General features: G+C 63.3%; 16 protein-coding genes and 1 pseudogene. 5 read left to right on the forward strand and 12 right to left on the reverse strand.

What is annotated here, in order from left to right:
* Positions 1 to 730 precede the first annotated feature (730 nt).
* The 12 genes from tagQ to tagH all read right to left on the reverse strand — a co-directional run bounded on the left by tagQ (position 731) and on the right by tagH (position 18,003).
* Positions 731 to 1,660: a type VI secretion system-associated lipoprotein TagQ gene (tagQ, locus tag GSM73_RS01380; protein ID WP_047226786.1), complete on the reverse strand. Its 930-nt coding sequence runs from the start codon at positions 1,658 to 1,660 to the stop codon at positions 731 to 733.
* 85 nt (positions 1,661 to 1,745) lie between these two features.
* Positions 1,746 to 3,473 carry an SUMF1/EgtB/PvdO family nonheme iron enzyme gene (locus GSM73_RS01385; RefSeq protein ID WP_047226785.1) on the reverse strand — a complete coding sequence of 576 codons (1,728 nt, stop codon included), beginning with the start codon at positions 3,471 to 3,473 and terminating at the stop codon, positions 1,746 to 1,748.
* Entirely contained in the window at positions 3,466 to 4,662 is a 1,197-nt protein-coding gene (locus GSM73_RS01390) for an FtsX-like permease family protein (RefSeq protein WP_160891378.1), read from the reverse strand. Before GSM73_RS01390 ends, GSM73_RS01385 begins: the two co-directional genes overlap by 8 nt.
* Positions 4,662 to 5,378 (reverse strand): ABC transporter ATP-binding protein, encoded by a 717-nt coding sequence (locus GSM73_RS01395; protein WP_139048778.1) that lies wholly within the window; start codon positions 5,376 to 5,378, stop codon positions 4,662 to 4,664. The genes GSM73_RS01390 and GSM73_RS01395 overlap by 1 nt, the downstream gene beginning before the upstream one ends.
* Positions 5,378 to 8,428, reverse strand: coding sequence for a serine/threonine-protein kinase (locus GSM73_RS01400; RefSeq protein WP_160891379.1), 3,051 nt, complete (start codon positions 8,426 to 8,428; stop codon positions 5,378 to 5,380). Before GSM73_RS01400 ends, GSM73_RS01395 begins: the two co-directional genes overlap by 1 nt.
* Complete coding sequence (locus tag GSM73_RS01405) at positions 8,425 to 9,156, reverse strand: PP2C family serine/threonine-protein phosphatase (RefSeq protein ID WP_047226781.1); 732 nt, start codon at positions 9,154 to 9,156, stop codon at positions 8,425 to 8,427. The genes GSM73_RS01400 and GSM73_RS01405 overlap by 4 nt, the downstream gene beginning before the upstream one ends.
* Positions 9,157 to 9,810: a type VI secretion system-associated protein TagF gene (gene tagF, locus GSM73_RS01410; RefSeq protein WP_076383101.1), complete on the reverse strand. Its 654-nt coding sequence runs from the start codon at positions 9,808 to 9,810 to the stop codon at positions 9,157 to 9,159.
* The gene (gene tssM, locus GSM73_RS01415) at positions 9,807 to 13,307 is read right to left on the reverse strand and encodes a type VI secretion system membrane subunit TssM (protein ID WP_160891380.1); all 3,501 of its coding nucleotides are present in this window, start codon (positions 13,305 to 13,307) and stop codon (positions 9,807 to 9,809) included. Before tssM ends, tagF begins: the two co-directional genes overlap by 4 nt.
* Entirely contained in the window at positions 13,304 to 14,623 is a 1,320-nt protein-coding gene (locus GSM73_RS01420; protein WP_047226778.1) for a DotU family type VI secretion system protein, read from the reverse strand. Before GSM73_RS01420 ends, tssM begins: the two co-directional genes overlap by 4 nt.
* 6 nt (positions 14,624 to 14,629) lie before the next feature.
* Positions 14,630 to 15,964, reverse strand: a complete 1,335-nt coding sequence (gene tssK, locus GSM73_RS01425) for a type VI secretion system baseplate subunit TssK (protein ID WP_107323116.1) — start codon at positions 15,962 to 15,964, stop codon at positions 14,630 to 14,632.
* A gap of 15 nt (positions 15,965 to 15,979) precedes the next feature.
* Positions 15,980 to 16,480 (reverse strand): type VI secretion system lipoprotein TssJ, encoded by a 501-nt coding sequence (gene tssJ / locus GSM73_RS01430; protein WP_047226776.1) that lies wholly within the window; start codon positions 16,478 to 16,480, stop codon positions 15,980 to 15,982.
* 50 nt (positions 16,481 to 16,530) lie between these two features.
* Entirely contained in the window at positions 16,531 to 18,003 is a 1,473-nt protein-coding gene (tagH, locus tag GSM73_RS01435; protein WP_047226775.1) for a type VI secretion system-associated FHA domain protein TagH, read from the reverse strand.
* A gap of 405 nt (positions 18,004 to 18,408) precedes the next feature.
* Here tagH and tssA point away from each other — a divergent pair, with 405 nt between their 5' ends.
* The 5 genes and pseudogenes from tssA to GSM73_RS01460 form a co-directional block, all read left to right on the forward strand.
* Positions 18,409 to 19,446, forward strand: coding sequence for a type VI secretion system protein TssA (gene tssA, locus GSM73_RS01440; RefSeq protein ID WP_107323118.1), 1,038 nt, complete (start codon positions 18,409 to 18,411; stop codon positions 19,444 to 19,446).
* Between the two features lie 80 nt (positions 19,447 to 19,526).
* Positions 19,527 to 20,042 carry a type VI secretion system contractile sheath small subunit gene (tssB, locus tag GSM73_RS01445; RefSeq protein WP_047226773.1) on the forward strand — a complete coding sequence of 172 codons (516 nt, stop codon included), beginning with the start codon at positions 19,527 to 19,529 and terminating at the stop codon, positions 20,040 to 20,042.
* Positions 20,043 to 20,057: 15 nt separating this feature from the next.
* Entirely contained in the window at positions 20,058 to 21,554 is a 1,497-nt protein-coding gene (tssC, locus tag GSM73_RS01450; protein WP_047226772.1) for a type VI secretion system contractile sheath large subunit, read from the forward strand.
* A gap of 225 nt (positions 21,555 to 21,779) precedes the next feature.
* Positions 21,780 to 22,268: a type VI secretion system tube protein Hcp gene (locus tag GSM73_RS01455; protein ID WP_047226771.1), complete on the forward strand. Its 489-nt coding sequence runs from the start codon at positions 21,780 to 21,782 to the stop codon at positions 22,266 to 22,268.
* Positions 22,269 to 22,349: 81 nt separating this feature from the next.
* Positions 22,350 to 22,599, forward strand: a pseudogene (locus tag GSM73_RS01460) (type VI secretion system amidase effector protein Tae4); the annotation flags it as partial.

The raw sequence follows: 22,599 nt of genomic DNA on the forward strand, positions 1-22,599 counted from the left end.
CAAGGGGTAGAGCTTTGCTTTGATGCAAACGGTGCCGACGCCATCGCGAGCAGGCTCGCTCCCACAATTGGATTGGAGTACACCCGCAAGAGCCAGATCGGCTATAAGGCCGCCTCGCGAGCAAGCTTTGCTCCCACAAGTGCCTGCTCAAACAGGTCCGATTGATGCACAGCCGCATGAGATAGGCCGGCTGTCAGGCCGCCTCGCTTTTGATTTTGATCTGGGGGCCCCGTTAACCACGCTGGCCGAACGCAGGTATTGTGGAGTGGGCATCCCGGCATGGATGCCGGGATAGCCGCGCTGGGCCATGGATGGCCCTTCGCGGCGGGCCCACGGAGCAATGCCGGAGTGAGGGCACACCGAGCCTAAGCGAGGTGCCGAGTGGTGGGGCAAGACCTTTTGGTTACTTTTGGGGCGTTTGCCAAAAGTGACCCGCCGTAAGGGCGGAACCGCCAGCAGCCGCTACCGCAGCAACGGATATGTACCCAGTCAACCAAATCCTGGCCGGCTATCAGGCCGCCATCGCGAGCAAGCTTTGCTCCCACAGGGAATAGGGGGTGCAGCAGATATCACGATCAGCACAAAACAAATGTGGGAGCGAGCCTGCTCGCGATGGCGGCGTATCAGTCCACATTGATGCCAACTGAACCACCGCTATCGCGAGCAGCCTCGCTCCCACAGGTTTTTGTGCACTGATCACTCCCTCGAGGGAATGATCAGCAACAGTCAATCAAACATTCGGGCAAGGCACCGGTGCCCAGTCACCCAGGTCCGGGTTTTTGCACATGCTGTTGACCTGGCTGGTGCCGGCGCTGGCGACCTGCTTGCTTTCATCCTGCTTGGCCTTGGCGGTCTGCAGGGTTTTCTCGGTGGTTACCGCTTCTTTCGGCACGGTTGGCAACACCGGTTTTTTCGCCGGTTTCACCGCTTTTTTGGTCTTGGTCGAAGCCACAACCGGCTTGGTTTCGGCGGTCGCTACGGTCACCACGTCAGTACGCTGCACACCCACTTGTTGCAGGTCTTTTTCATAGGCCTGGGTGTAGTTGTTCAGGTCTTCGGCGGCTTTGCCGTTGACTGCGACGATCAGGTCGTTGGACTCTTTCAGGCCGGAGACGATTTCTGCCAGGCGCTTGCGGCCTTCAGTTTCGTTGACGGTCTTGGCCTTGCGGTCGGCCACCAGCTTGGTGAACGCGCTCTGGTAGCACTGCTGCGAAGCCTTGGCGTACGCGGTGCTGCGATCGATATCGGCGGCGCTTTTGTTGACGTCAGCGGCGTAGGAGGCGATGCGCTGGTTGTCATCGGCGATCTGCTTCTGACGCTCGGTGTAGTAACCGGTTGCGCCACCGGCCAAGGCACCACCGGCGGCGCCGATGGCGGCGTTGCGGCCACGGTTTTCCGAATCGGTCAGCGCACCCAACAGGGCACCACCGACCGCACCGACGGCTGCGCCGGTGAGTACCGATTTGGTCATGTTCCCCTCGGTGGAGCGCAAGTGCTGCACCGGCTCGTAGCAGTTAGGGTAGTACTCGACCTTGGTGCTCGACGCGACCTTGGAAGTCGGCGACGTAGCGCAGCCGGTCAGGACGGTGCTGAAGCCGACAGCGACCATCAGCAGGTGACGCTTGGAAACCGAAGCAAAAGGTTTACGGGAGAAAAGCATGATTGTGTTCTCTTTTTAAGTGTTGACCAGCTCAGCACGGCCCACCGCCGTCTGAGTCCCTTCCAAGCTCGCTGACAATCAACGATCAAGACCGCTGACTGCTCGATGCGAGCAGTTCCTTCAATATCGCCGCCGGGTCGGCTCGTTTTTGCTGACGATACTGACCGACATGGCGAACGAATAACGTTGCGCGCGCCACCAGGCTCTTGCCCAGCACCGGCTTGCGCTCCAATTCCTCCTTGATGCGTTGAAACTGCGCCTGGATCACGGCATCGGTGTAACGCGTGCCGGTGGCCAGGTTGTCGATGTAAATCGCCACGGCGCCATCGAGCGCGCTGCGGCCGTTGTTGATGGCCGTGGCGAACAGCTTGGCGCTGGCCTCGTCCTTGGCGTCCAAGGCCTGCTGGCGACTGTTCTGCAAATTGGTCAGGCGAATGTTGTAGTTATTGATGGTCTCGACCACCAGGGCCGCCGACTGGATCAGGTTGCCCGCCGCTTCCTCGCGCTGCTGGGCGATGAGCGAGACGTTGCGCTTGAGCTCTTCGTTGACCAGCCCTAGCTCGGCCTGCAGGCGTGGGTCGACGCTGGCGGCGATGATGCTGTCCAGGCGCTTGGTCGGGTCTTCGGCTTCATCGATGGCATCAGTCAGGGATGCGAGGCGGCCTTCTTTCTCCCATTGGGCGAACAGCTCTTTGTAACGTGAGCGCGGCGCCGACAATGCCCCGACCGCCACGCGGAACCCGGTGGTTTCGTTGCTTTGCTCGGTGCCGTCGGCGGCGAACAACGGATACTCGCGGCGCATTCCGGTGAACAGCGTGCCTTCGCCTTCCAGGTAGTTACCGCCCTTGACCACGAAGCCACCGTAGGCGCCCTGGCGGCGACCGGCATGCACCAGTTGGAAGGACTCCTGAACCATCTCGGCGGCGTTGCCGATCACGTCGAACAAGCCGATGGGATTTGGCAGTTTGATCCCGACGGGCATCAGCCGCGCCGCCTGGCCGGTGCCGCCAGCGACCTGATTGAACACCGCCCAGTCGGCCAGTGGCCCGTCGCTTTCACTGCCTTCCAGACGTCGGGGAAACAAGCGCCCCTCCAGGTCCTGGCGGCTGACGGCTTGCCCGCCACGAGCAGCGAATTCCCACTCGACTTCGGTGGGCAAACGCACAAAGCCCAGCCCGCCGTCTTCGGCGGAGGTGCCGCGACCGCTCACCGGCAGCAGATCCTTGTGGTATTTCATCAGCCAGGCGCTGTACACCGCCGCAAAACGTTCGGCCTCGAACTTGGACAGTTTCACCTTGGGCAAACGCCCGGCCATGCCTTGGGGCAGCTCGGTTTTGAGGGTCTCGCAGGCCGGCGCGGGTTCGCCGCTGGCCAACGACTGCGCCTGGGCCATGACCTGGGCGTATTGGCGAGCGGTGACCTCGTATTTGCCGATGAAGTACAGCATCGGTTTGAGCGGGGTCTTGGCGTCAGCCTTGGGCATCAACGGCGCGATGGTTTTGTTCCAGTCCTTGGGCAGGTCCTTGAGGGTGAACTGGCCGTTGATGAAGTCCCGACGGTAACCGGAAATGAACGACTGCTTATAGCCGGCCTCGCCCTCGCTGAACGGGTAGCCAAGGCTGATCTCCCGATCATCCAGGGTGCCTTGGGCGAGGATGTAGACGTAACGGAACACCATTTGCCCTTCGCACGGCAGCGGCAGGCTGACGTCACCGGGCAGCGGTTTGGGGTTGTCCAGTTTGTCGGTGCTTTCGTCGGCCCAGGTTAAACCGGCCAGGCTCAGCGCCACGGCGGCGCCCAATAACTTATACATCGCGAATTCCTTCACACGCCTGGATGCGCGCCACCCGCCAGCCACCACAAGCCGCCGCCACGGCGCTGACGCCGAGCACGGCCACCAGAGCCAAGGTGTAGTGACGCGGCAACAGATGGCTGGCGTACTCGCCCGGCAACTGCGCAAATAAATAATTGAGGCCCGACTGCGCCAGGCCATACAGCCCGGCACTCAACAAGGCCGCCAGTGCGGCGCTGTAGAGCGCCTGCAACACCACGAACAACAACAGCGCCGCCGTAGAAACCCCCAGCAGGCGCAACACCGACAGTTCCCGGCGCTTACGCTCGACCGCCGCCAGGGCACCGGCAAAAATCGCCGCGAACGCTCCCGCCAACGCCAACCCGGCGATGATCCAGAACACGATCGACAGGTTGCGGCTCAGCGATTGCACCTGTGCGATGGTCTGGGCCTGGGTGGACACCAGCAGGTTCTGCGCCGCGAAATACTCGCGCAGCGGCTCCACATCACCCAGGTTGCGGGCGTACAGGCGAAACGCCGGGTAGACCCGCTGCGCGCTCTGCCCCACCGCGTCGCCCGGCCAGCCGAACGCGGGCACGGCGCGACCGTCGCGGTAATCCTCGGCCGCTTCCAGCAGCGCCAGCGGCGCGAACAAACCATCCCGGGCAAAGGCTTGCAGCGGCAGTACGTGCAACACCTGCACGCGCGTGCGCTGCGCCTCGCTACGACCGGCCACCTGCCGACCGAAACTGGCCTGCAGCCAATCACCGGCCCTGGCGCCGAGTTTTTCGGCGGCGGTGTGGCTGAGCACCACTTGATCCAGCCCTTGCGGCACCGGCAGGCGCTCAAACAAAGGATCATTGGCCGCCGTGGGGATCATCTCGACGGTGACTGGCGCAGCCTCGCGGCTCAAATCCGCAGTGGCCGCAATCTGCCGCGTGCGGGCCAGGGCAAACGCCACGTCGTTGCGCCGGCCCAATTGCTCGACGAACTCAGCGCTGAACCGGCCGCCGCCCAGCGGGATGATTTCCCGGGTAGCCGGGTCATTCTCCAGGCGCTCGGTGAGGCTGCTGACCAGACCGAATTTCAGGCCGAACAACACCAGCAACGGCGCGACCACCGCCACCAGCGCCAGCACCGAACAGGCAGACAGCCAGGCATCGTTGCGGTAATCCTGCCAAGCCAGGGAAGCCACCAGCGCGCCGCGCATCAGCAAGCCTCCCCGAGGGTTGCGGTGACGCCACCATCGGCGTCGCGACGACAACTGATGCGCCGCACCTGCAAACCGCTGGCGCGGGCCAGTGACTCATCGTGGGTGGCGACCACACAACACACACCGTGATCGCGGGCCTGGGCCACCAGCAACTGCATGACCCGCTCAGCGTTCAGTGGGTCGAGGGCTGCGGTGGGTTCATCCGCCAGCAACAGGCGCGGCCCATGCGCCAAGGCGCGGGCGCAACTGACCCGCTGGCGCTGGCCGACGGACAAATCCGCCGGCTTCTTGCCCAGTTGGTCGGCGATGTCCAGTTGCCCGACCAGGCGCGTGACGCTGCCGTCATCCGCCATGCCAAGCAGTTTGCGCGACAACTCGATGTTGCCGCGCACGTCCAGAAAACCCAGCAAACCACCGGTTTGCAGCACATAACCTAGATGCCGGCTGCGCAGGTCCGCCAAGGCGCCCTGCTGCCCCGCACGCCACAGCGCGGCGATGTCCAACGGCGTGTTGGCCGGTGTGAAGTCAAACTGCCCGGCCTGATCCGGCGCCAGCACCAAGGCCAGCAGATCCAGCAAAGTGCTCTTGCCGCAACCGCTGGGGCCGACCACCGCCAGTTGTTCGCCGGCACGCAATTGCAGCCGTGGAATCACCAGGCTGTAGCGCTGGCTGCCGACGCCCCGGCTTTTGTGTACGGCGCTCATATTCAGCATCACGGCAGCGTCGACAATGGAACGCGGTACAGGGCATCGCCCGGCTCGGCATCGCCGAACCGCACCCAGTTGGCCAGATCGTTGTGGAAGGTCTCGTAGAGGCGGATTTTCGAATCCAGCTCGTCGATGAAATCTTCCTGCTCGGCCACGCTCAGGGACAGCCACAAATCCTGGGTCATGTTCAGCGACTTGCTGCGGTACGGCAGCCCTTCGAGGTACTCACCGAGAATCCCGCCATCAGCCAGGTTGCCGCCCTTGCGCAACGCCGAAGGATCACGGCTCATGTAGGCACTGGCGCTGGCGATTTCCTGGAAGAAATCCTTGGGCGAAGTCTGGGTCTTGCGCGCCGCATCGACGATCAGCTTCAGCGACTGCTGCAAGTCGTTGAGTTGCAGCTTGGTCAGCATCACGCACACCTGGAACGCCGGCAGCGCCGGGTTGGTCAGGTCACGGTCGGCAGTCCAGGCGCTGACCAATTGCGGGGCCTGGCTCGCGGATTTGCGCCCCAAAAAGTCCATGTGCATCGCGTAGCCCACCGCCGCCGATTTATCGCTCAGGCTCGGCGCCGCGCCCAAGTGGGGCACGCTTTGCGGTTTGTTGCTGCGCACCTGGTGCACCAGGTCGGCGAACACCGAGCCGATCTCGTCGACGCGCTCACCCAACTTGCGCACATCGGCGCCCGGCACCGGAATGTACAGGTCACCGATCTGCGGGTTGGCGTCGGCGGTCAGGGTGCGATATTGGCTCTGCGCACCGCCGTGGGTTTTCTTGCCAGCGTCGCTGAGCAGGTGCAGGGCGTAGATCTTGATCTGTTTACCCAGCGCCGCCTGCCGCACTTCGGCCTCGTTCATTTGCGTGGCGGCAAACGGATCGTTCTTGCGCAGGGCGCCAGCGTCGGTGACCAACAGAATCAGGCGCCCGCCATAACCGGACCAGTCCATGCCCTCCACCGCTTCCATGACACCGGCAAACGCATCCTCGTTGAACGAATGGCTCGACACCGTGGACGCCTTGACCTGTCGCGCCATCTCCATGAAGCGTTGCGGGTCGCGGCCCTGCTCCAAGGTGATCAAGGTCTTGGCGACGTATTCCAGGCCGGGGGTTTTCTGGGTGCTGCTGCGAAAACCCACCATGCCGAAGCTGACACTGTCCAGCTCGCCACGCTCGGCGATGCGGCTTTGCAGCTCGTGGACCACGTCGCGGACCTGATCGATGTAGGGCTGCATCGACACGGTGGTGTCCACCACCAGCACCACGGCGGTACGGAACGCGTCGGCGTTGGCGGTGCTGATGGGCGTGTTGGGGGTAGCCTTCGGCGTGTTGCCGGGATCGATGGAGGCCACGTTCAGCAGCTGCACCGGTTGGCCGGTCTCATCGAAGCTTTCGCGGGAATCGAAGATCGGCAACAGGTAGAACTGATTCTGCGGCACCGCGCTGGCGGCCGGTTCCAGGGCCAGCACTTGCTGATTGTCTTCACGGTTCTGCTGGGCCTTGAGCAAGACATTCCTGGCCGCTGAAGGGTCGGCCAGCAGCTTTTCCACTTCGCCGGGCTGGCGCAGGAACATTACCGGCGCACGGCCGGAACGCTCGGTGAACTTGAGCACCAGGCTTTGCTTCCAGTCGCTGACCTGCGTGGCCGGCAACCAACCGTCGCTGCGCCCGTCCGTGGCCGCGCCGACCCGCAACCAGGGGCTGCCATCGAGGTCTTTGCGCTCATACACGTAGAGCACGGAAAACGCCGGCAAAGCCTTGCCCGGCGCAGCGCCCGCTTCTTCAGTGAGCTTGGCGCCCGGTTTGCTCAGCACTCGCTGGAACAGGGTTTTCTTGCCAGCCATCAACAATGGACGCTGGCCGCCATCGGCCTGCGTTGCCACAGGCGGTTTTGCCGGGGGCACATCTGGAGTTTTCACCGGTGGTGGATTTACCGGCGGCGTCGAGACAATCGGCGGCTTCGTGGCTTCTCCACCATCGCCCGACAGCCACCAATAAGCCCCACCCCCCAACGCCAGCGCCACGGCCACCGCGACGGCGGCCAGGGCGAATAGCGGGGTCTTGGGCTGCGACGAAACGCTAGAGCGTTGAGTTGGGCTCACCGGCGGCGGGGTTGGCTTGGGCTGTGATTGCGGCTGTGCCGGCCCTGTCGGAATATCGATGGACACCGGAGTCAATCCAGCCAGGTCATCGCCGCTCGGTGGCGTCGACACGGGCAGCGGCAACGGCCGGATCAGCGTCGCTTGCGCCGACTCCTCGGGCAGATTGTCCAGCGCCCGCAAGAGAGCCGCTGCATCCGGGAAACGCTCCGCCGGGTCTTTGGCCAGCAGTTTGCGCAGTACGTTCTGGTAATGACCGTGATGCACCGGCAACTCCGGCAGCGGTTCGGTCAAGTGCGCCAAGGCCGTGGACAGCGCGTCGTTGCCGGTATACGGCAGTTTGCCGACAAGGATTTCGTAGAGCACCACGCCCAGGGCATACAGGTCGGCCCGACCGTCGATGTCTTGCCCACGGGCCTGTTCCGGGCTCATGTAGCTGGGCGTGCCGACGGCGAAACCGGCCTGGGTGAATTGGGTGCGGTCGTCCAGAGACTTGGCGATGCCGAAGTCCGAGAGCACCGCCGTACCGTCAGCGCGGAACAGGATGTTGGCCGGCTTGACGTCACGGTGCACCAGGCCCAAGCCATGGGCGTAGCCCAGGGCCGAGGCAATCTGACGGATGTAGATCAGGCCCTGCTCCGGCGACAGGCCGGCGGCGATGCGCTCCTTGAGCGTGCCGTTGGGCAGGTATTCCATGGCCATGTAATACAGCTCACCGACGTTGCCGATGTCATGGATGGTGACCGTGTGCGGGTGGGACAGACGCGCCAGGGTCTTGCCTTCGCGCAGGAAGCGCTCGCAGAACGTCGGGTCGGCAGCCAGCGCCGCCGCCATGACTTTCAGCGCCACCTTGCGCTCCAGCGAGCGCTGGGTCGCCAGGTAGACGCTGGCCATCGCGCCTTCACCGATCGGCCCTTCGATGTCGTAGCCCGGGATGACAATGTTCAAGGTCAAGCTCATGACGGCACCTTCACGACAACCACAGTGATGTTGTCCGGCGCGCCACGCATCAGGCCCAGGGACACCAGGCTGCTGGCGATCTCGCCGGGATCATCGTGGTTCAGGACTTCACGGATTTCATCGTCCTCGACGGTCTTGGTCAGGCCGTCGCTGCACAGCAGGTAACTGTCGCCGGGCACCAGCAGCAACTCGACCATCGCCAGATTCAGTTGCGCCTCGACCCCGATGGCACGGGTAACGATGTTGGCCCGTGGATGCACCCGGGCTTCGGCTTCGCTGAGCAGGCCACTGTCCTGCAGGTCCTGGACGTAGCTGTGATCGCGGGAGATGCTGTCGAGCTTGCCGTCGCGCAGGCGATACAAACGACTGTCACCGGCCCACAGGCACATGCCGCGCAGGTCCCGCGCAACCAGCACCACCACGGTACTGCCCATCATGGTCACGCCACGGTTGGCGGTTTCTTCACGCACGGCGGCGTTGACCCGCAGCAAGTCGCTGTGCAGTGCGGCGACGTATTCGTCCAGCGAGCGGCCCGCGGCAATGCCGCGCAGGCTGTCGACGATCAGGCTGCTGACGTAGTCGCCCGCCGCGTGCCCACCCATGCCATCGGCGACCACCCACAGGCCGTTTTCCGGCAGTTCCAGGCACGCGTCTTCGTTGACCTGGCGAACCATGCCGACATGGCTCTTGCTTGCAGACTTGAAGGCTTTCCCAGCACTTGGACGCATCTACACAACACCTTCTTGGCCGAGCAAAAATTGCGCAAAATCAGCGGCGGCCGGCAAACCCTGGCAGCGCATCAGACCGGGCGCGATACGTTCCGAACCCTGGCCCCACCACACGCTCACGCCTTCGCAGGCCGCTTCGGCCAGGGCGCTCATGCGCCGCTGCGGGTCGGTGGCGTCGAAGCGATGCAGGCTGGCAAAGCGGCTGCTCGGCGTGCGCGGCAGATACATCGGGCTGCCGAGGGTCTCCAACTGTTCGTTGAACGCTTCGAAACTGGCCTCCACACTCAACGTGCTCAGCAACAGGTTCTCCACCCGCTCAAACCACTCGTCCGCACCGCCCACCACGGACGCCGGGTCCGCGTCGGGCTCCAGCAACACCGCGACGGTCAGCGGAAAATAGCGGCCGACCCGATCGATACTCGGCATCACCACGCCCACGGCGGCGTCGGGCCCACAGACCCCGGGCGCGACCATGAAGCGCCACAGCGGGCTGACCAGATAGGCATCCAGCCAACGCTCGCCCAGGCCGGTCTGGCTGGCGAGCAATCCCGCCGCCAGCCACGAATCCCACGGGCCGATAAAACTCTGGGGCAAGCCCCGGCTGACGAAGTCCCCGCGGCTGGCCAACTTTCCATAGAAGCCCGCTGTACTCATAGACGCTCCGGCAGGCTGAAGCCGCTGAGCACGCGGCTCTTGAACGGGTTGAAGGCACTGTTGGCCCGCAGCTCGTAAGAGGCGCTGGCGCCGTCGACCCGCAGCCGCAGGTTGAAGCGGTCTGGCGAGTTGCCGGCGGTCAGGTCCGATTGTTCCAACAGGCGGAACCAAGCCCACGGGCCGTCCAGAGTGATACCGGAGCGCCCATTGGCCGAGGGCGGCAGGATCGAGATCCGTACCACGCCGATGCTGCCGGGGTTGGGCCACTGCATGGCGGTCGGACGACTCGGGCCGTGGTCGTAGCTCAGTTGCTGGCCGTCGAGGTCGAGCAAAAACTGGGTGATGGTCGAGTCCATCGCCACCGGCTTGAGCTCGAAGCGCACCATCGGCTGGGTGCCGCCGGAACGGAAAAACGCATCGCGGATGGTGGCCGCACGCTGGAAGGTTTGCAGCACGCCAGGGGCGATACCGAGCTTCTGTGCCGCACCCGGCTGCCAGCGCCAGGCCGGGGTCGAGGTGTCGACGTAGGGCTGCAGGTATTTGCGGAAGTAGTTGTCCATCACCCCGCCGACGCCGAAGAACTGACCGAAGTCGTCCAGGGTTGCGTCCCGCGCACTGCCCGGCGACATGGGATAACGACCGGCCAGGGATTGGCGGTAGATGTTCACCACTTCGCTGGTCCAGGCGGCGTTCAGTTGATTGCGCACCCCGCCCATCATGCTGTTGGTGGTGGAGTTGACCACCGATTTGACCAGGCCTTGCACCAGCGGCGGCTGGCGTTCGGCGTTGAGGCTGACCCGTGTGGCAGCAGCCTGGGCCTGGTTCTTGGCTTCGCCGAGCAGGGCGTCGCCGCTGGCGCCGACCATGGCGCTGACCTGCACGTACAAGGCATTCATGTCGGCGAGCAGGCCATCGATGGCCGCCGGTTCGCCTTCGTTTTTGCTGACGATGCTGTTGAGCTCGGCGAAATGCGCAGTGACCGGGTCAACGCTGGCCTGGGGTGCGTTTTGTGCCGCCTGCTCCTGGCCGAGCAAGCTGCCCAGGCGCTCCTTGAGCTTGTCCACACCGCCTTCGACCTGCTCGCCTTGGGCCGCCAGCAAGCGTTCCTCCTGTTGCAGGTCGGTCTCTTTCGCCACCGCCACCAGCAGTTTTTTCAACGGCGAACTTGGCCCGGACAGGACCCGCAAGACATCGGCGGCCTGGGCCACGCTGGTGATCGGCACAAAGTCGATGTCGGCCAGCAAGGCGTCCCATTGGCGCTGATAGTCCTGGAAATACAGGCGGCGCACTTCGGCGGCCAGGCTGGCGACGTCCTGCTGCCCGGCCTCGTCGCGACCCAACACCCATTGCTCTTCAGCCAGCGTTCCAGCCTGGTTCAGGCTGGTGAGCAAAAAGCCCTGGCGATAGCCCTTGACCGTGAAGAACCCGCTCAGTGGCTCGCCCAAGGGTTTGCCGCTCTTGCGGCTGAACACCAGCGCAGCGTCGCGCCCGGCGGCTTCGTTGAGGCGAAAATCGGCGATGCCCTCGGGCAGTTTCTGGCGCTTGACCCGGTCATAGACGCGCTGGGCCACGGGCAGTTGCTGCAATTGCCGGCGCAGGTCTTCGATCAAGCGCGGGTCCAGGCGGGCGGTGGGCGGACGACGCTCGAACAGCGCCTGTAAATGCTCGCCCAGGGCCAGCCGTTGATCGGCCGGCAGATCACGCGGCAGGCTGCGGTCCCAATCCAGGGCAACCCAGGCCTTGATGAAGTCGGCATCGTAGTGCTCGTTGTCAGCGAGCATCAGGTAGGCCTTCAATCCTTCATAGAGGAAATCCGAACTGCCGCCGCTGTGCAGTTGCTCTTCGATACGTGTCAGCAAGCGTGGCGCGAACACGGCGATCAGCAACTTGCGATAGACACTGCCGGACTCGGCTTCGAGCATGTCGCCCTGATACAGACCCAGGCCCTCGGCCCAATCGGGCGCGTCGTCGGCCAGGTGCTTCACGGCGTTGAGCAATGGCAATACGGCGAGGACATCGCGTTGTGCCGGACTGAGGCTCTGCACGGCCTGACCCAGCGGCGCGACTTTCTGATCGACCTGGGTGATGTACGCCTGGTTGGCCCGATAGCTGATCCACCACAACGTCGAAACCACCAGCACCAAAGCCACCGTGGAGGCCAATACGCCCCGGGCGATCCACTTGCGTCGACGCTCGACCTTGGGATCGACGCCCACCAACCCACGCTCGGCGAACGCCACGGCGGTGAAGAGTTTTTCGATGAAGTAACTGCGCCCGGTGCCGGTCTGGCGTGCCAGGTGCTGACGGTCCAGATTCATGCTCTGGGCCATGGAGCCGATCAAGCGATCGATCGGGCTGCCTTCCTGGGTGCCGCTGGTGAAATACACCCCGCGCAGCAGCACACGCTCTTCGAAGGCATTGGGTTTGAACACGCCTTCGAGGAAACTTTGCAGACAATCTTTCAGCGCGCCGAACTGTTGCGGGAAACCGTAGATCAAGTCGCGCCGCGCCGGGTCGCGCTCTTGCTGCAAGCGTTCCACCAAGCGGTCGTTGAGGCGCTGCTCAAGGCCGGCGAATTCGCTTTGCAGATGCGCCAACGGGCTGTCGTTGCTCTTGCCATCGTCCAGGGCGAAGGTCATGCCCCAGACCTGAGCGCGCTCTTCCTTGCTCAGGCTGTCGAAGAACTCCATAAACCCGGGCACCAGGTCGAGCTTGGTCAGCATCAGGTAGATCGGGAAGCGTACGCCCAGTTGGGTGTACAGCTCCTGGATGCGCAAGCGAATCGCCGCAGCATGAGCCGCGCGCTCGGCGTCGCTGCCCAGCAGCAGGTCCGACAGACTGATGGCAATGAACGCACCGTCAATCGGGCGACGGGCGCGTTGTTTTTTCAGCAGCCCGAGAAAGCCCAGCCAGGCGGCCTTGTCGACGGTCGCGTCGCTGTCCTGAGTGGTGTAGCGGCCAGCGGTGTCGAGCAGCACCGCCTGGTCAGTAAACCACCAATCGCAGTTGCGCGTACCGCCCACGCCGCGTACCGCGCCGGCGCCCAGTTGCGCGGCCAACGGGAAATGCAGCCCGGAGTTGACCAGCGCAGTGGTCTTGCCCGAACCCGGCGGGCCGATGATCACGTACCACGGCAGTTCGTAGAGGTTGCGGCGCTCGTCCCCACCCAGCTTGGCTTTCTTCAACAGCGCCAAGGCTTCGTCCATGCGCTGGCGCAGGGTTTCGAGTTCTTCGGCCGTCGCGATGCTGGTAGGGTCGGGCGGGGTTTGCGCGGCCAGGCTGCGCATGACTTCGGCGGCCTGCCGGCGGGCCTGGATGATGCGAAACACCCGGTAGGCGACCCACACCGCGAACACCAGAATGATCAACGCCCAACGGCGACCTTCGGGCACCAGCCAGTCCAGCAACGGGCCGACGAACCAGATGATCAGGCTCAGGGCGATCAGCCCCAGCAGCGGGATGACCCAGCGGATCATAAAACTGAAAAACGCCTTCACTCGACCCCCTCCGCCAATACTGTGATTTCAACCCGACGATTGCGCGCACGCCCCTCTGCGGTGGCGTTGGAAGCCAACGGCTCGGTGTCGCTGCGGCCTTCGGCGCTGAAGCGCTCGGCCTGGCCGGTCTTGGCCGAAAGGATTTGCAGCACCGACTTGGCCCGCGCTTCGGACAACGCCCAGTTGGATGGGAACCTGAGGGTGGCAATCGGGCGATTGTCGCTGTGGCCGGTCACCAGGACCTGGCCCTTGACCTTGCGAATGGCATCGGCGATGCGCAGCATCAGCGGCTCCAGATCATCGGAGATGCTGGCGCTGCCCGAGGCGAACAGTTCATCGCCACGGATGGTCACCACCGAGCGATCCACGGCATCTTCCACCGCGACCCGACCGGCCCGGATTTCATCGGCCAGGAAACCGGCCAGGCGTGGTCGTTCGATCACTTTGGGCTGCACCACGGGGCGGTCGATGGCCTGCACCGGGATTTCTCCCAGGGCATGGATGTTCTTGAACACCGGCTCGGCATCGGAAGCCAGTTTCATGCGCAGACCGAACAGCAGCGCCAGCAACAAGGCCGCGCCGATGGCCACGGCGATCCACGGCGGCATGAATTGCGCCAGCCGATCCCGGGCCACGGTAACGCCGCGCCAGTGCGGCGACAGCTCACGCTCGTAGTCGCCACGGGCGCTGCGGATCACCGCGCTGGTGCGCTCGCGCAAGGCTTCCAGTTGGCTGCGCCCGTCGTTCATCACCCGGTAGCGCCCTTCGAAACCCAGGCACATGCACAGGTACAGAAGCTCCAGCAGGTACAGGCGTTCCCGTGGACTTTGCAGGCAATGCTCCAGAAGCTGGAACACCTTCTCGCCGCCCCAGGCTTCGTTGTGCACGGTGATCAGCAGGCTCTGTTTGCCCCAGTCGCTGGTGCCGCCCCAGGGGGTACTCAACACGGCTTCATCCAGGGCGGTGCACAGGGCGTAACGAGCCAGCAGCACGTCATTGCGCACCACGCCGGCGGCTTCGGCGCGCTCCTCGAATTGACGCAGGTACGCCAACAGTTGCGCCCGCAGGCTGGCCGGAGCCGGATGGGCAATGGTGTTGCGCAGGCGCGTCAACAGCGCCAGCAGCGGACCGGCCGCGCTTTCCAGCGGGTTGAGGCCTTGGGCCTTACCGGTCAGGACCGGGGCGGCCGGCATCGACAGCGGTGCGGGCGCCGGCTGTGGACGACCAGGGTCCGGACGGCCAGAGTCCGGGCGGAATGGGTCGGCGCCACGGCCACCGGGCGTCGGCATGAACTGAGTACGATCGTCGTTGCTCATCGCGGTTTATCCTCGGATCGCCCAGAAAGCCAGATTCAGCCCCGGGAACTGGCCGGCGATGTGGAACGCGAACCCGCCGGAGTTGCTCAATTGCTGCCAGTGATCGCTACCGCGGTCGAGTTCGTAGTAAGTGGAGCCGGCGTGGTAGGGAAGCTGGCGTGGCGCCACCGGCAACGGCAGCAGGCCGATGCCCGGCAGTTGCAGGTTGACCAGATCGCGAATGTGCTCCACCGAACCGACCTTGCTCTGCTGGCCGAAGCGACCGCGCAGGGTTTCGGCCGGGACATCGGCACGCACCACCAGGATGAAACTGGCGCTCTCGAGCAGGGTTTTGTCGGCCAGCATCGCCACGTGGATGCCGTAGGCTTTCTCGACAATCGGAATCGGCGTGGCCTTGCTGTCGATCAGCATCGACAGGGCCTCACGCAGGGCTTGCATGACCGGCGCGTAGCTGAGCGCCAGGTCATCGTGCTGGTATTGCGGATACTCCTGAGGCCGACGCCCCGAAGCGGTGAAGGTCGAGAACTCACCGGCCAGGCTGACCAGCTCGCTGTAGAACCGTTCGGGGTGCAACGGGCTCAACTGGCTCAGGTGCTGGATCAGCGGCTGCGCGCGGTTGACCAATTGCAGCAGCATGAAATCGGCGATCTCCGAGGCGCCCCCGGCACCGGACGCCACCACCCGCCCGGCGAGGGCTTCGCCGCGTTGATGGAGCAGGCCCAACAGTTCGCTGCGAAACGCGGCCAACGGTTTGGAGGCGGCCACATCCAGCAGCGGCGGGATGTAGCTGTCGTCCAGCACCAGGGCGCGGTCGGCGCGTTTCTCCTTGATGCGTACCAGGCCGATGGCGGCGTAGTCACTGATGCCGTCCTGCGCGGTCAACAGGCGCAAGGCCCGCGAACCCAAGGCAACCGGCGCGCGGTTCTCGAACGGTGCGTTATCGTCACGCACTTCGCACACTTGGCTCACGTAGCGCGCAGCGCCGAGGGCTTCACCTTCGTCAACGGTGTCACGCGCACCGGCACGCTTGAGCGGCAAAGCCAGATACACCAGACCATCGCGCAGGTTGTCATCGACGTTCAGCGGAGTCGGCGCCAGGTCATCCTCGGGGATGTTGAACGGTGTGCCGTCCGGCAGCAGGCCCCGCGCCGAAACGATCGCCAGCTTGCCCTGGGCCAGCAGGCCCTGGTCGATCAGCAATTGGGAAAAACCCCAGGCGCCGGCCGACAGCGGACGGCTACGGGCGTCGATGAGGTTTTCCAGGTAACGGTCATGCTGCTGGAAGTGCTGCGTTCCAATGAACATGCCTTCCGACCAGACCACGCGATTGTTCCAGGACATGGGGGCTCCGATTGCTTATTGGGCAGGGCTGGATGGGGGAACGACGACGGCGCTGCGCACGGCGCGCACGTCGAGGCTGATCTGGTATTCGGTGTATTGGCGCGGCGGGACATTCATCACCGTGCGCCACAGTGACCGGTCCAGTTCGCGATAGCCCACCAGCACGCCGATATGGCGGGTAGCCGGATCGAGATCGCGTTGCAGGCTCAACTGCTGACCGGGCTGGACCAGCACTTCGTCCTGATCGATCAGGTCGGCGCCGAGGGTCGCCTGGGCCCGTTCGGCCAGGGCGAAATAATCGGAGCGGGCGAAGGTGGCGGCGTTTTTCAGTTCGAAAATTCGCACCCGGACCGGCGCCGGATGGCCGGTGGCGCCGGGGTTGAGGCCGGCAATGGCGTGAAAGTGCAGTTCGACGGCGGCGGTGTCAGCCTCTTCGGACTGTGGATCGGCCGCATCCTTGGCGCATGCCGTCAGCAGAAGCACGGTGGCGACTGCGAGTAAAAACCTGAAAATCATCCTGCGTCCTCAATGACGTTTGAGCTATCCGTTGATTGCTTTTAAGAGTGTTATAGGCGGCGCTGTCGCGCGCTGTGCTCTTCGTAGGCGCGACTGAATTCGCGTCCGAACAGGTCCTGGAAATCCTCCTGGGCTTCCCGGGAAATGTTGCTGTAGAGCTCGGTGAATTGCTGCCAGTACTGAGCCTGTCGCGAGCCGTTGAAAATGCTCGACAGACCAGCGGGTTTGCCCATGCGCTCTTCCAGTTGCGCCGGCTCAAAGCGCGCCAGCAAATGCTTGATGGCCGCTTCCACGCCGGCCATCACTGCCAGTTGGTGAGCGCGCAGGTCGTCGAAGCTGTCACGCACCGCCACATCCGGCGCCATGAATGCCTGGTTGCCATGGCGCAGCAGCAACAACATGGCCTCCTCGACATTGGGGGCGAACTTCAGCGGGTTGTTTTCCACCGGCTGGATCATCGTTTGCTGAATGCGGAACTCGCCCTTGAGGCTGCTGCGGGCACGCAAGACATCGATCAAGCCTTCGACCATCAGCCGATAGCTGCGCCCGATGCTTTCCATCTGCGCCTCGGCCTGGGCCTGGTCCAGGCGCAACTGATCCAGCCCGGCGCCGCGCAGGAAGGCTTGCAACAGGTCGGGCTGGGCGGCGTCGAGCGGCTTGGGCGGCGTGGCCGGGGTTTGAACGCTGGTCACCGGCGCCTCGCGCAGCGGCGCAGGTTCGGCGGTGGCGTGGACCTGAGGCGGGGGTGTCGGCACCGGCTCTACGACAGGCGGCTCTACGACAGGCCGCTCGACAACGGGCGGTGGCGCAACCGGTGGCGCAGCGACAGGAATCGGAGCAACTGCCACGGGCGCGGGCTTGTCGCTGAACGGGTCCCAGTCCTCCGGTATCACCGAGGCCGAGGCCTGCGCCACAGGCTCGATCACCGGCGGCGGGCTGGGAGGAGCAATGGGCGTCGGTGGACGGAAATCATGCTGTTGGGCCGGCACATGGTCAGGCTGGGTGGCCGGCGGGACACTGCCCGGGCTCAGGAAGTCGAACAGGTCGGGCAAGGTGTCCATGGCCGAGGCGCCCTGGAAATGGGCCGGGGGAGCCACGGGCATCGGCGTAGGTGTATTCAAGCCGGCACCCTGATGTCCCATCAAGGCTTCGAAGCTGCTGGGCGCCTCAGCGAACGGATTGCTGTCGGAGACTGGCAGGTTGAAATCCACCCGCGCCTGGATTTCATAATCGCCAATGCGGATAACTTCGCCGTCTTGCAGCGGCTCACTGTTGCCCTTGCGCAAACGGACACCGGCCTTGACCAATTCCACACCATTAGTGCTGTTATCGGTTAAGTAATAACGCCCGTCTTTGTATTGAATAACGCAATGTTTGCCGGAAACCAGGCGCTCAGGGTCCGGTAATACCCAGTCATTATCGGAATTACGGCCAATTGCCATCACTCCCTGGTCCATGGACTTTTCAGAACACTGGCCCGGGGTAATCTTGTGATAACTAGTGATAGTCAAACACAGCGCCATCTTGCCTCCTTGCTGAACACTTGCGCATGCGATCGAGTGCCGGGATCTACGCCCGAACGACTCGCCGACAAACCTTTGCAACCGACTGCGAAACGGCTTTTTGCCAGCATGATTGCTGATATTAACCCGCCTGCATGACAAAAAACCTGCATCAGTGCCTGCCTTGACCTACTGGTCGCGCAGGTTGTTAAGCGCCTCACAACTGTCACACAGGGGAAATAGCTTACCTTGACAAGCCATAAGTACTACACCAAAAATGCACAACTTCTTGAATATACGTGATGGCACTTTAAGATCATTAAGCATCTAAAGAGCCATTAGCCTCAAGGAACATGTGGAGTTCCATTCGGAACTTGCGTGTGCACTGCCCGAGTTATTCAGCGGGCGATAGGGAGATCGAACGAAGTGGATGTGCCTCTGCTGCTCGCCGCCGTATCCGCGACTTCGCCGTGCGGTGAAGATTTGGAATATGACGCGGATTTCTTGCGCCTGGAACGCGATTCCCAAGGTCAGCCCGAGCGCAGCATGGGCGATTCGATATTGCCTGCCGAACCCCCTGAGTGGCGCAGCATCCAGCAGCAAAGCCTGGACCTGCTGCAACGCAGCAAAGACCTGCGCATCACCCATTTCCTGCTGCAAAGTTCCCTGGCCCTGGAAGGCATACCGGGCCTGGCCCGTGTGTTGACGCTGACCAGCGAATTGCTCAAGCAGTACTGGGCCGAGCTGCATCCGCGCCTGGACGCCGAGGACGACAACGATCCCACCGTGCGCATCAACGCCCTCGCCGGCCTGACATCCGATATCACCATTGGCCTGCTGCGCGAAAGCATTCTGGCCCGCTCGCGCACCTTCGGTGCCGTGAGCCTGCGCGCCGCCGCCAATGCCAGCGGCCTGCAAAGTTTCCCGAATGAAAGCCTCGGCGCTGAACAGCTCGCCGGAGCCCTGCTCGACAGTGATCCCGAGCAGCTGGAAATCACCCGCGCCGCCCTGTTGGAAGCCCGCAGCGCCGCCGAAGCCATCGAGCAACACGTCAGCGATCAAGTCGGTTCCGCCCAAGGCGTGGACCTTGGCCCGCTGAAGCAACCGCTCAAGATGGCCCTGCAGATTCTCGGCCAGTTCGCCCCACAGAGCGGCGACAGCGCCCTGCCCGAAGTCATCAGCAGCGGCGACGACAACACCGCGCCGGTTGAACACGCCACCGCGCCGAGCGCGGGCGCGCCACGCAGCACCGCCCCTGGCGAAATCAACAGCCGCGACGACGTGCTGCGCAGCCTGGACCGGATTCTCGCGTACTACGCCCGTCAAGAGCCCTCCAGCCCCCTGCCGGTGCTGTTGAATCGGGCCAAGATTCTGGTGAACGCCGACTTTGCGACCATCGTGCGCAACCTGATTCCCGACGGCATGAGTCAATTTGAAAACCTGCGCGGCCCAGACAGCGAATAAAAGCGAACGGATCACGCAGTCACGTCACCGGCACCCCCGATGACGCCAACACCGTCGCTCAAGCGACCAGGAGCAGCAACGTGGCGAAGCAAAGTTCTCAGAAATTCATCGCGCGCAACCGTGCGCCTCGAGTGCAGATCGAGTACGACGTCGAGCTCTACGGCGCCGAGAAAAAGGTCCAGTTGCCCTTTGTCATGGGGGTGATGGCGGACCTGGCTGGCAAGCCCGCCGAGCCTCTGGCACCTGTGGCCGATCGCAAATTCCTTGAAATCGATGTCGACAATTTCGACTCGCGCCTCAAGGCCATGCAGCCTCGCGTGGCGTTCCATGTTCCCAACGAACTGACCGGCGAAGGCAACCTGAGCCTGGACCTGACTTTCGAAAGCATGGACGACTTCAGCCCGGCGGCCGTGGCCCGCAAGGTCGACTCGCTGAACAAGCTGCTCGAAGCGCGCACCCAACTGGCCAACCTGCTGACCTACATGGACGGCAAGACTGGCGCCGAAGAAATCATCATGAAAGCGATCAAGGACCCTGCCCTGTTGCAGGCCCTGGCCAGCGCGCCCAAGCCCGCCGACAACGAGCCCAAGGCTTAATCAGGACGAATGATCATGAACGAATCAGCACGTGAAAATCAGTCCCAGGCCCTGGGCACCACCGAAGTACCCAGCGAGTTCGCCTCGCTGCTGATGCAAGAATTCAAACCCAAGACCGAGCGCGCTCGCGAAGCCGTCGAAACCGCCGTGCGCACGTTGGCCGAACAGGCCTTGGCGCAGACTGACCTGGTGTCCAACGACGCCATCAAGTCGATCGAATCGATCATCGCCGCCATCGACGCCAAGCTCACCGCCCAGGTCAACCAGGTCATCCACCACCCCGACTTCCAGCAGTTGGAAAGCGCCTGGCGTGGCCTGCACTACCTGGTCAACAACACCGAGAGCGACGAGCAGCTCAAGATCCGCGTGCTCAACATCTCCAAGACCGACCTGCACAAGACCCTGAAGAAATTCAAGGGCACCGCGTGGGACCAGAGCCCGATCTTCAAGAAGATGTACGAAGAAGAATACGGCCAGTTCGGCGGTGAACCGTACGGTTGCCTGGTGGGCGACTACTACTTCGACCAGTCGCCACCGGACGTGGAGCTGCTGGGCGAGCTGTCGAAGGTCTGCGCCGCCATGCACTCGCCGTTCATTGCCGCCGCATCGCCGACCGTGATGGGCATGGGCTCGTGGCAGGAACTGTCGAACCCGCGCGACCTGACCAAGATCTTCACCACGCCGGAATATGCCGGCTGGCGTTCGCTGCGTGAATCGGAAGACTCGCGTTACATCGGCCTGACCATGCCGCGTTTCCTGGCGCGCCTGCCGTACGGCGCCAAGACCGACCCGGTGGAAGCCTTCGCCTTCGAAGAAAACACCGACGGCGCCGACAGCTCCAAGTACACCTGGGCCAACGCCGCTTATGCGATGGCGGTGAACATCAACCGTTCGTTCAAACACTTCGGCTGGTGCTCGCGCATCCGTGGCGTGGAATCCGGCGGTGAAGTGGAAAACCTGCCAGCCCACACCTTCCCTACCGATGACGGTGGCGTGGACATGAAGTGCCCGACCGAAATCGCCATTTCGGACCGCCGTGAAGCGGAGCTGGCGAAGAACGGTTTCATGCCGCTGCTGCACAAGAAAAACACCGACTTCGCCGCGTTCATCGGCGCCCAGTCGTTGCAGAAACCGGCCGAATACGACGACCCGGACGCCACCGCCAACGCCAACCTGGCCGCGCGCCTGCCGTACCTGTTCGCCACCTGCCGTTTCGCCCATTACCTCAAGTGCATCGTGCGCGACAAGATCGGCTCCTTCAAAGAGAAGGACGAAATGCAGCGCTGGTTGCAGGACTGGATCCTCAACTACGTCGACGGTGACCCGGCGCACTCCACCGAGACCACCAAGGCCCAGCACCCACTGGCCGCCGCCGAGGTCATCGTCGAGGAGGTCGAAGGCAACCCGGGGTACTACAACTCCAAGTTCTACCTGCGCCCGCACTATCAGCTCGAAGGGCTGACTGTGTCGCTGCGCCTGGTATCGAAACTGCCTTCGGCCAAGGGTGCGTAAAAACCTGTTGAACGGTACGCGGTAAACATGTGGGAGCGAGCCTGCTCGCGATAGCGGTGGATCCGTCGCCACCTGCGTTGCCTGACACGCCGTCATCGCGAGCAGGCTCGCTCCCACAGGGGATCTTCAGTGGGTTAGAGATCGCCTTCGTAGCGTTCAGCAGAACAGATTTCGCAAGGTCGGCGTCAATCAAACAATGTGGTAGAGACCACACAGGGAGAAAACATGGCTGTTGATATTTTCATCAAGATCGGCGACATCAAGGGCGAGTCCATGGACAAGGCCCACAAGGACGAGATCGATGTCCTGAACTGGAGCTGGGGCATGTCCCAGTCCGGCAACATGCACGTGGGCAGTGGCGGTGGCGCGGGCAAGGTCAACGTGCAGGACCTGTCGCTGACCAAGTTCGTCGACAAGGCATCGCCCAACCTGATGATGCATTGCGCCAGCGGCAAGCACATCGACAAGGTCAAGCTGACCGTGCGCAAGGCCGGTGGTGAAAGCCAGGTCGAGTACATGATCATCAATCTTGAAGAAGTGCTGATCACGTCCCTGAGCACCGGCGGCTCGGGCAACGATGATCGCCTGACCGAAAACGTCACCCTGAACTTCGCCAAGGTGATGGTCGACTATCAGCCGCAAAAAGCCGACGGGACCAAGGAAGGCGGTCCGGTCAAGTTCGGCTGGAACATCCGTCAGAACGTCAAGGTGTGATCGAACACGCCCCCGGTGCCAGGCGCCGGGGGTGTTTGGTGCTTGCTCGAATCCAATCCTTTCCCACCCGGTATCTGAGTCATGGCCAAGCCTTCGTTTATCAATTTGTGGAACAGCTATCCGCCCTACCCGTCCGCCAGTCCGGCTTGCGACGGTCCCTATGTCAACCAGTGCGCTATTCGTATGAGCATCGCCTTGTGCGGAGAAAAGACCTTACCGGTCAACTCATCGACTTATACGCTGGATCCCAAATGCGCCCATGGACATGCCCGCGGCGCGGAGTCATTGGCCAACTGGCTATGGAGGAAGAACCGCCTAGGCCCACCGAAGG

Source organism: Pseudomonas sp. PICF6, from assembly GCF_009831705.1.
In the GTDB taxonomy this organism is placed as follows: domain Bacteria; phylum Pseudomonadota; class Gammaproteobacteria; order Pseudomonadales; family Pseudomonadaceae; genus Aquipseudomonas; species Aquipseudomonas rhizophila.

What these genes read in the sequence shown, in the direction of transcription:
- tagH (WP_047226775.1), bottom strand. Translation starts at nt 18,003, where the DNA reads ATGGCGCTGTGTTTGACTATCACTAGTTATCACAAGATTACCCCGGGC.
- tssJ (WP_047226776.1), bottom strand. Translation starts at nt 16,480, where the DNA reads ATGATTTTCAGGTTTTTACTCGCAGTCGCCACCGTGCTTCTGCTGACG.
- tagQ (WP_047226786.1), bottom strand. Translation starts at nt 1,660, where the DNA reads ATGCTTTTCTCCCGTAAACCTTTTGCTTCGGTTTCCAAGCGTCACCTG.
- GSM73_RS01395 (WP_139048778.1), bottom strand. Translation starts at nt 5,378, where the DNA reads ATGCTGAATATGAGCGCCGTACACAAAAGCCGGGGCGTCGGCAGCCAG.
- GSM73_RS01400 (WP_160891379.1), bottom strand. Translation starts at nt 8,428, where the DNA reads ATGAGCTTGACCTTGAACATTGTCATCCCGGGCTACGACATCGAAGGG.
- tssC (WP_047226772.1), top strand. Translation starts at nt 20,058, where the DNA reads ATGAACGAATCAGCACGTGAAAATCAGTCCCAGGCCCTGGGCACCACC.
- GSM73_RS01455 (WP_047226771.1), top strand. Translation starts at nt 21,780, where the DNA reads ATGGCTGTTGATATTTTCATCAAGATCGGCGACATCAAGGGCGAGTCC.
- GSM73_RS01385 (WP_047226785.1), bottom strand. Translation starts at nt 3,473, where the DNA reads ATGTATAAGTTATTGGGCGCCGCCGTGGCGCTGAGCCTGGCCGGTTTA.
- tagF (WP_076383101.1), bottom strand. Translation starts at nt 9,810, where the DNA reads ATGAGTACAGCGGGCTTCTATGGAAAGTTGGCCAGCCGCGGGGACTTC.
- GSM73_RS01390 (WP_160891378.1), bottom strand. Translation starts at nt 4,662, where the DNA reads ATGCGCGGCGCGCTGGTGGCTTCCCTGGCTTGGCAGGATTACCGCAAC.
- GSM73_RS01405 (WP_047226781.1), bottom strand. Translation starts at nt 9,156, where the DNA reads ATGCGTCCAAGTGCTGGGAAAGCCTTCAAGTCTGCAAGCAAGAGCCAT.
- GSM73_RS01420 (WP_047226778.1), bottom strand. Translation starts at nt 14,623, where the DNA reads ATGAGCAACGACGATCGTACTCAGTTCATGCCGACGCCCGGTGGCCGT.
- tssK (WP_107323116.1), bottom strand. Translation starts at nt 15,964, where the DNA reads ATGTCCTGGAACAATCGCGTGGTCTGGTCGGAAGGCATGTTCATTGGA.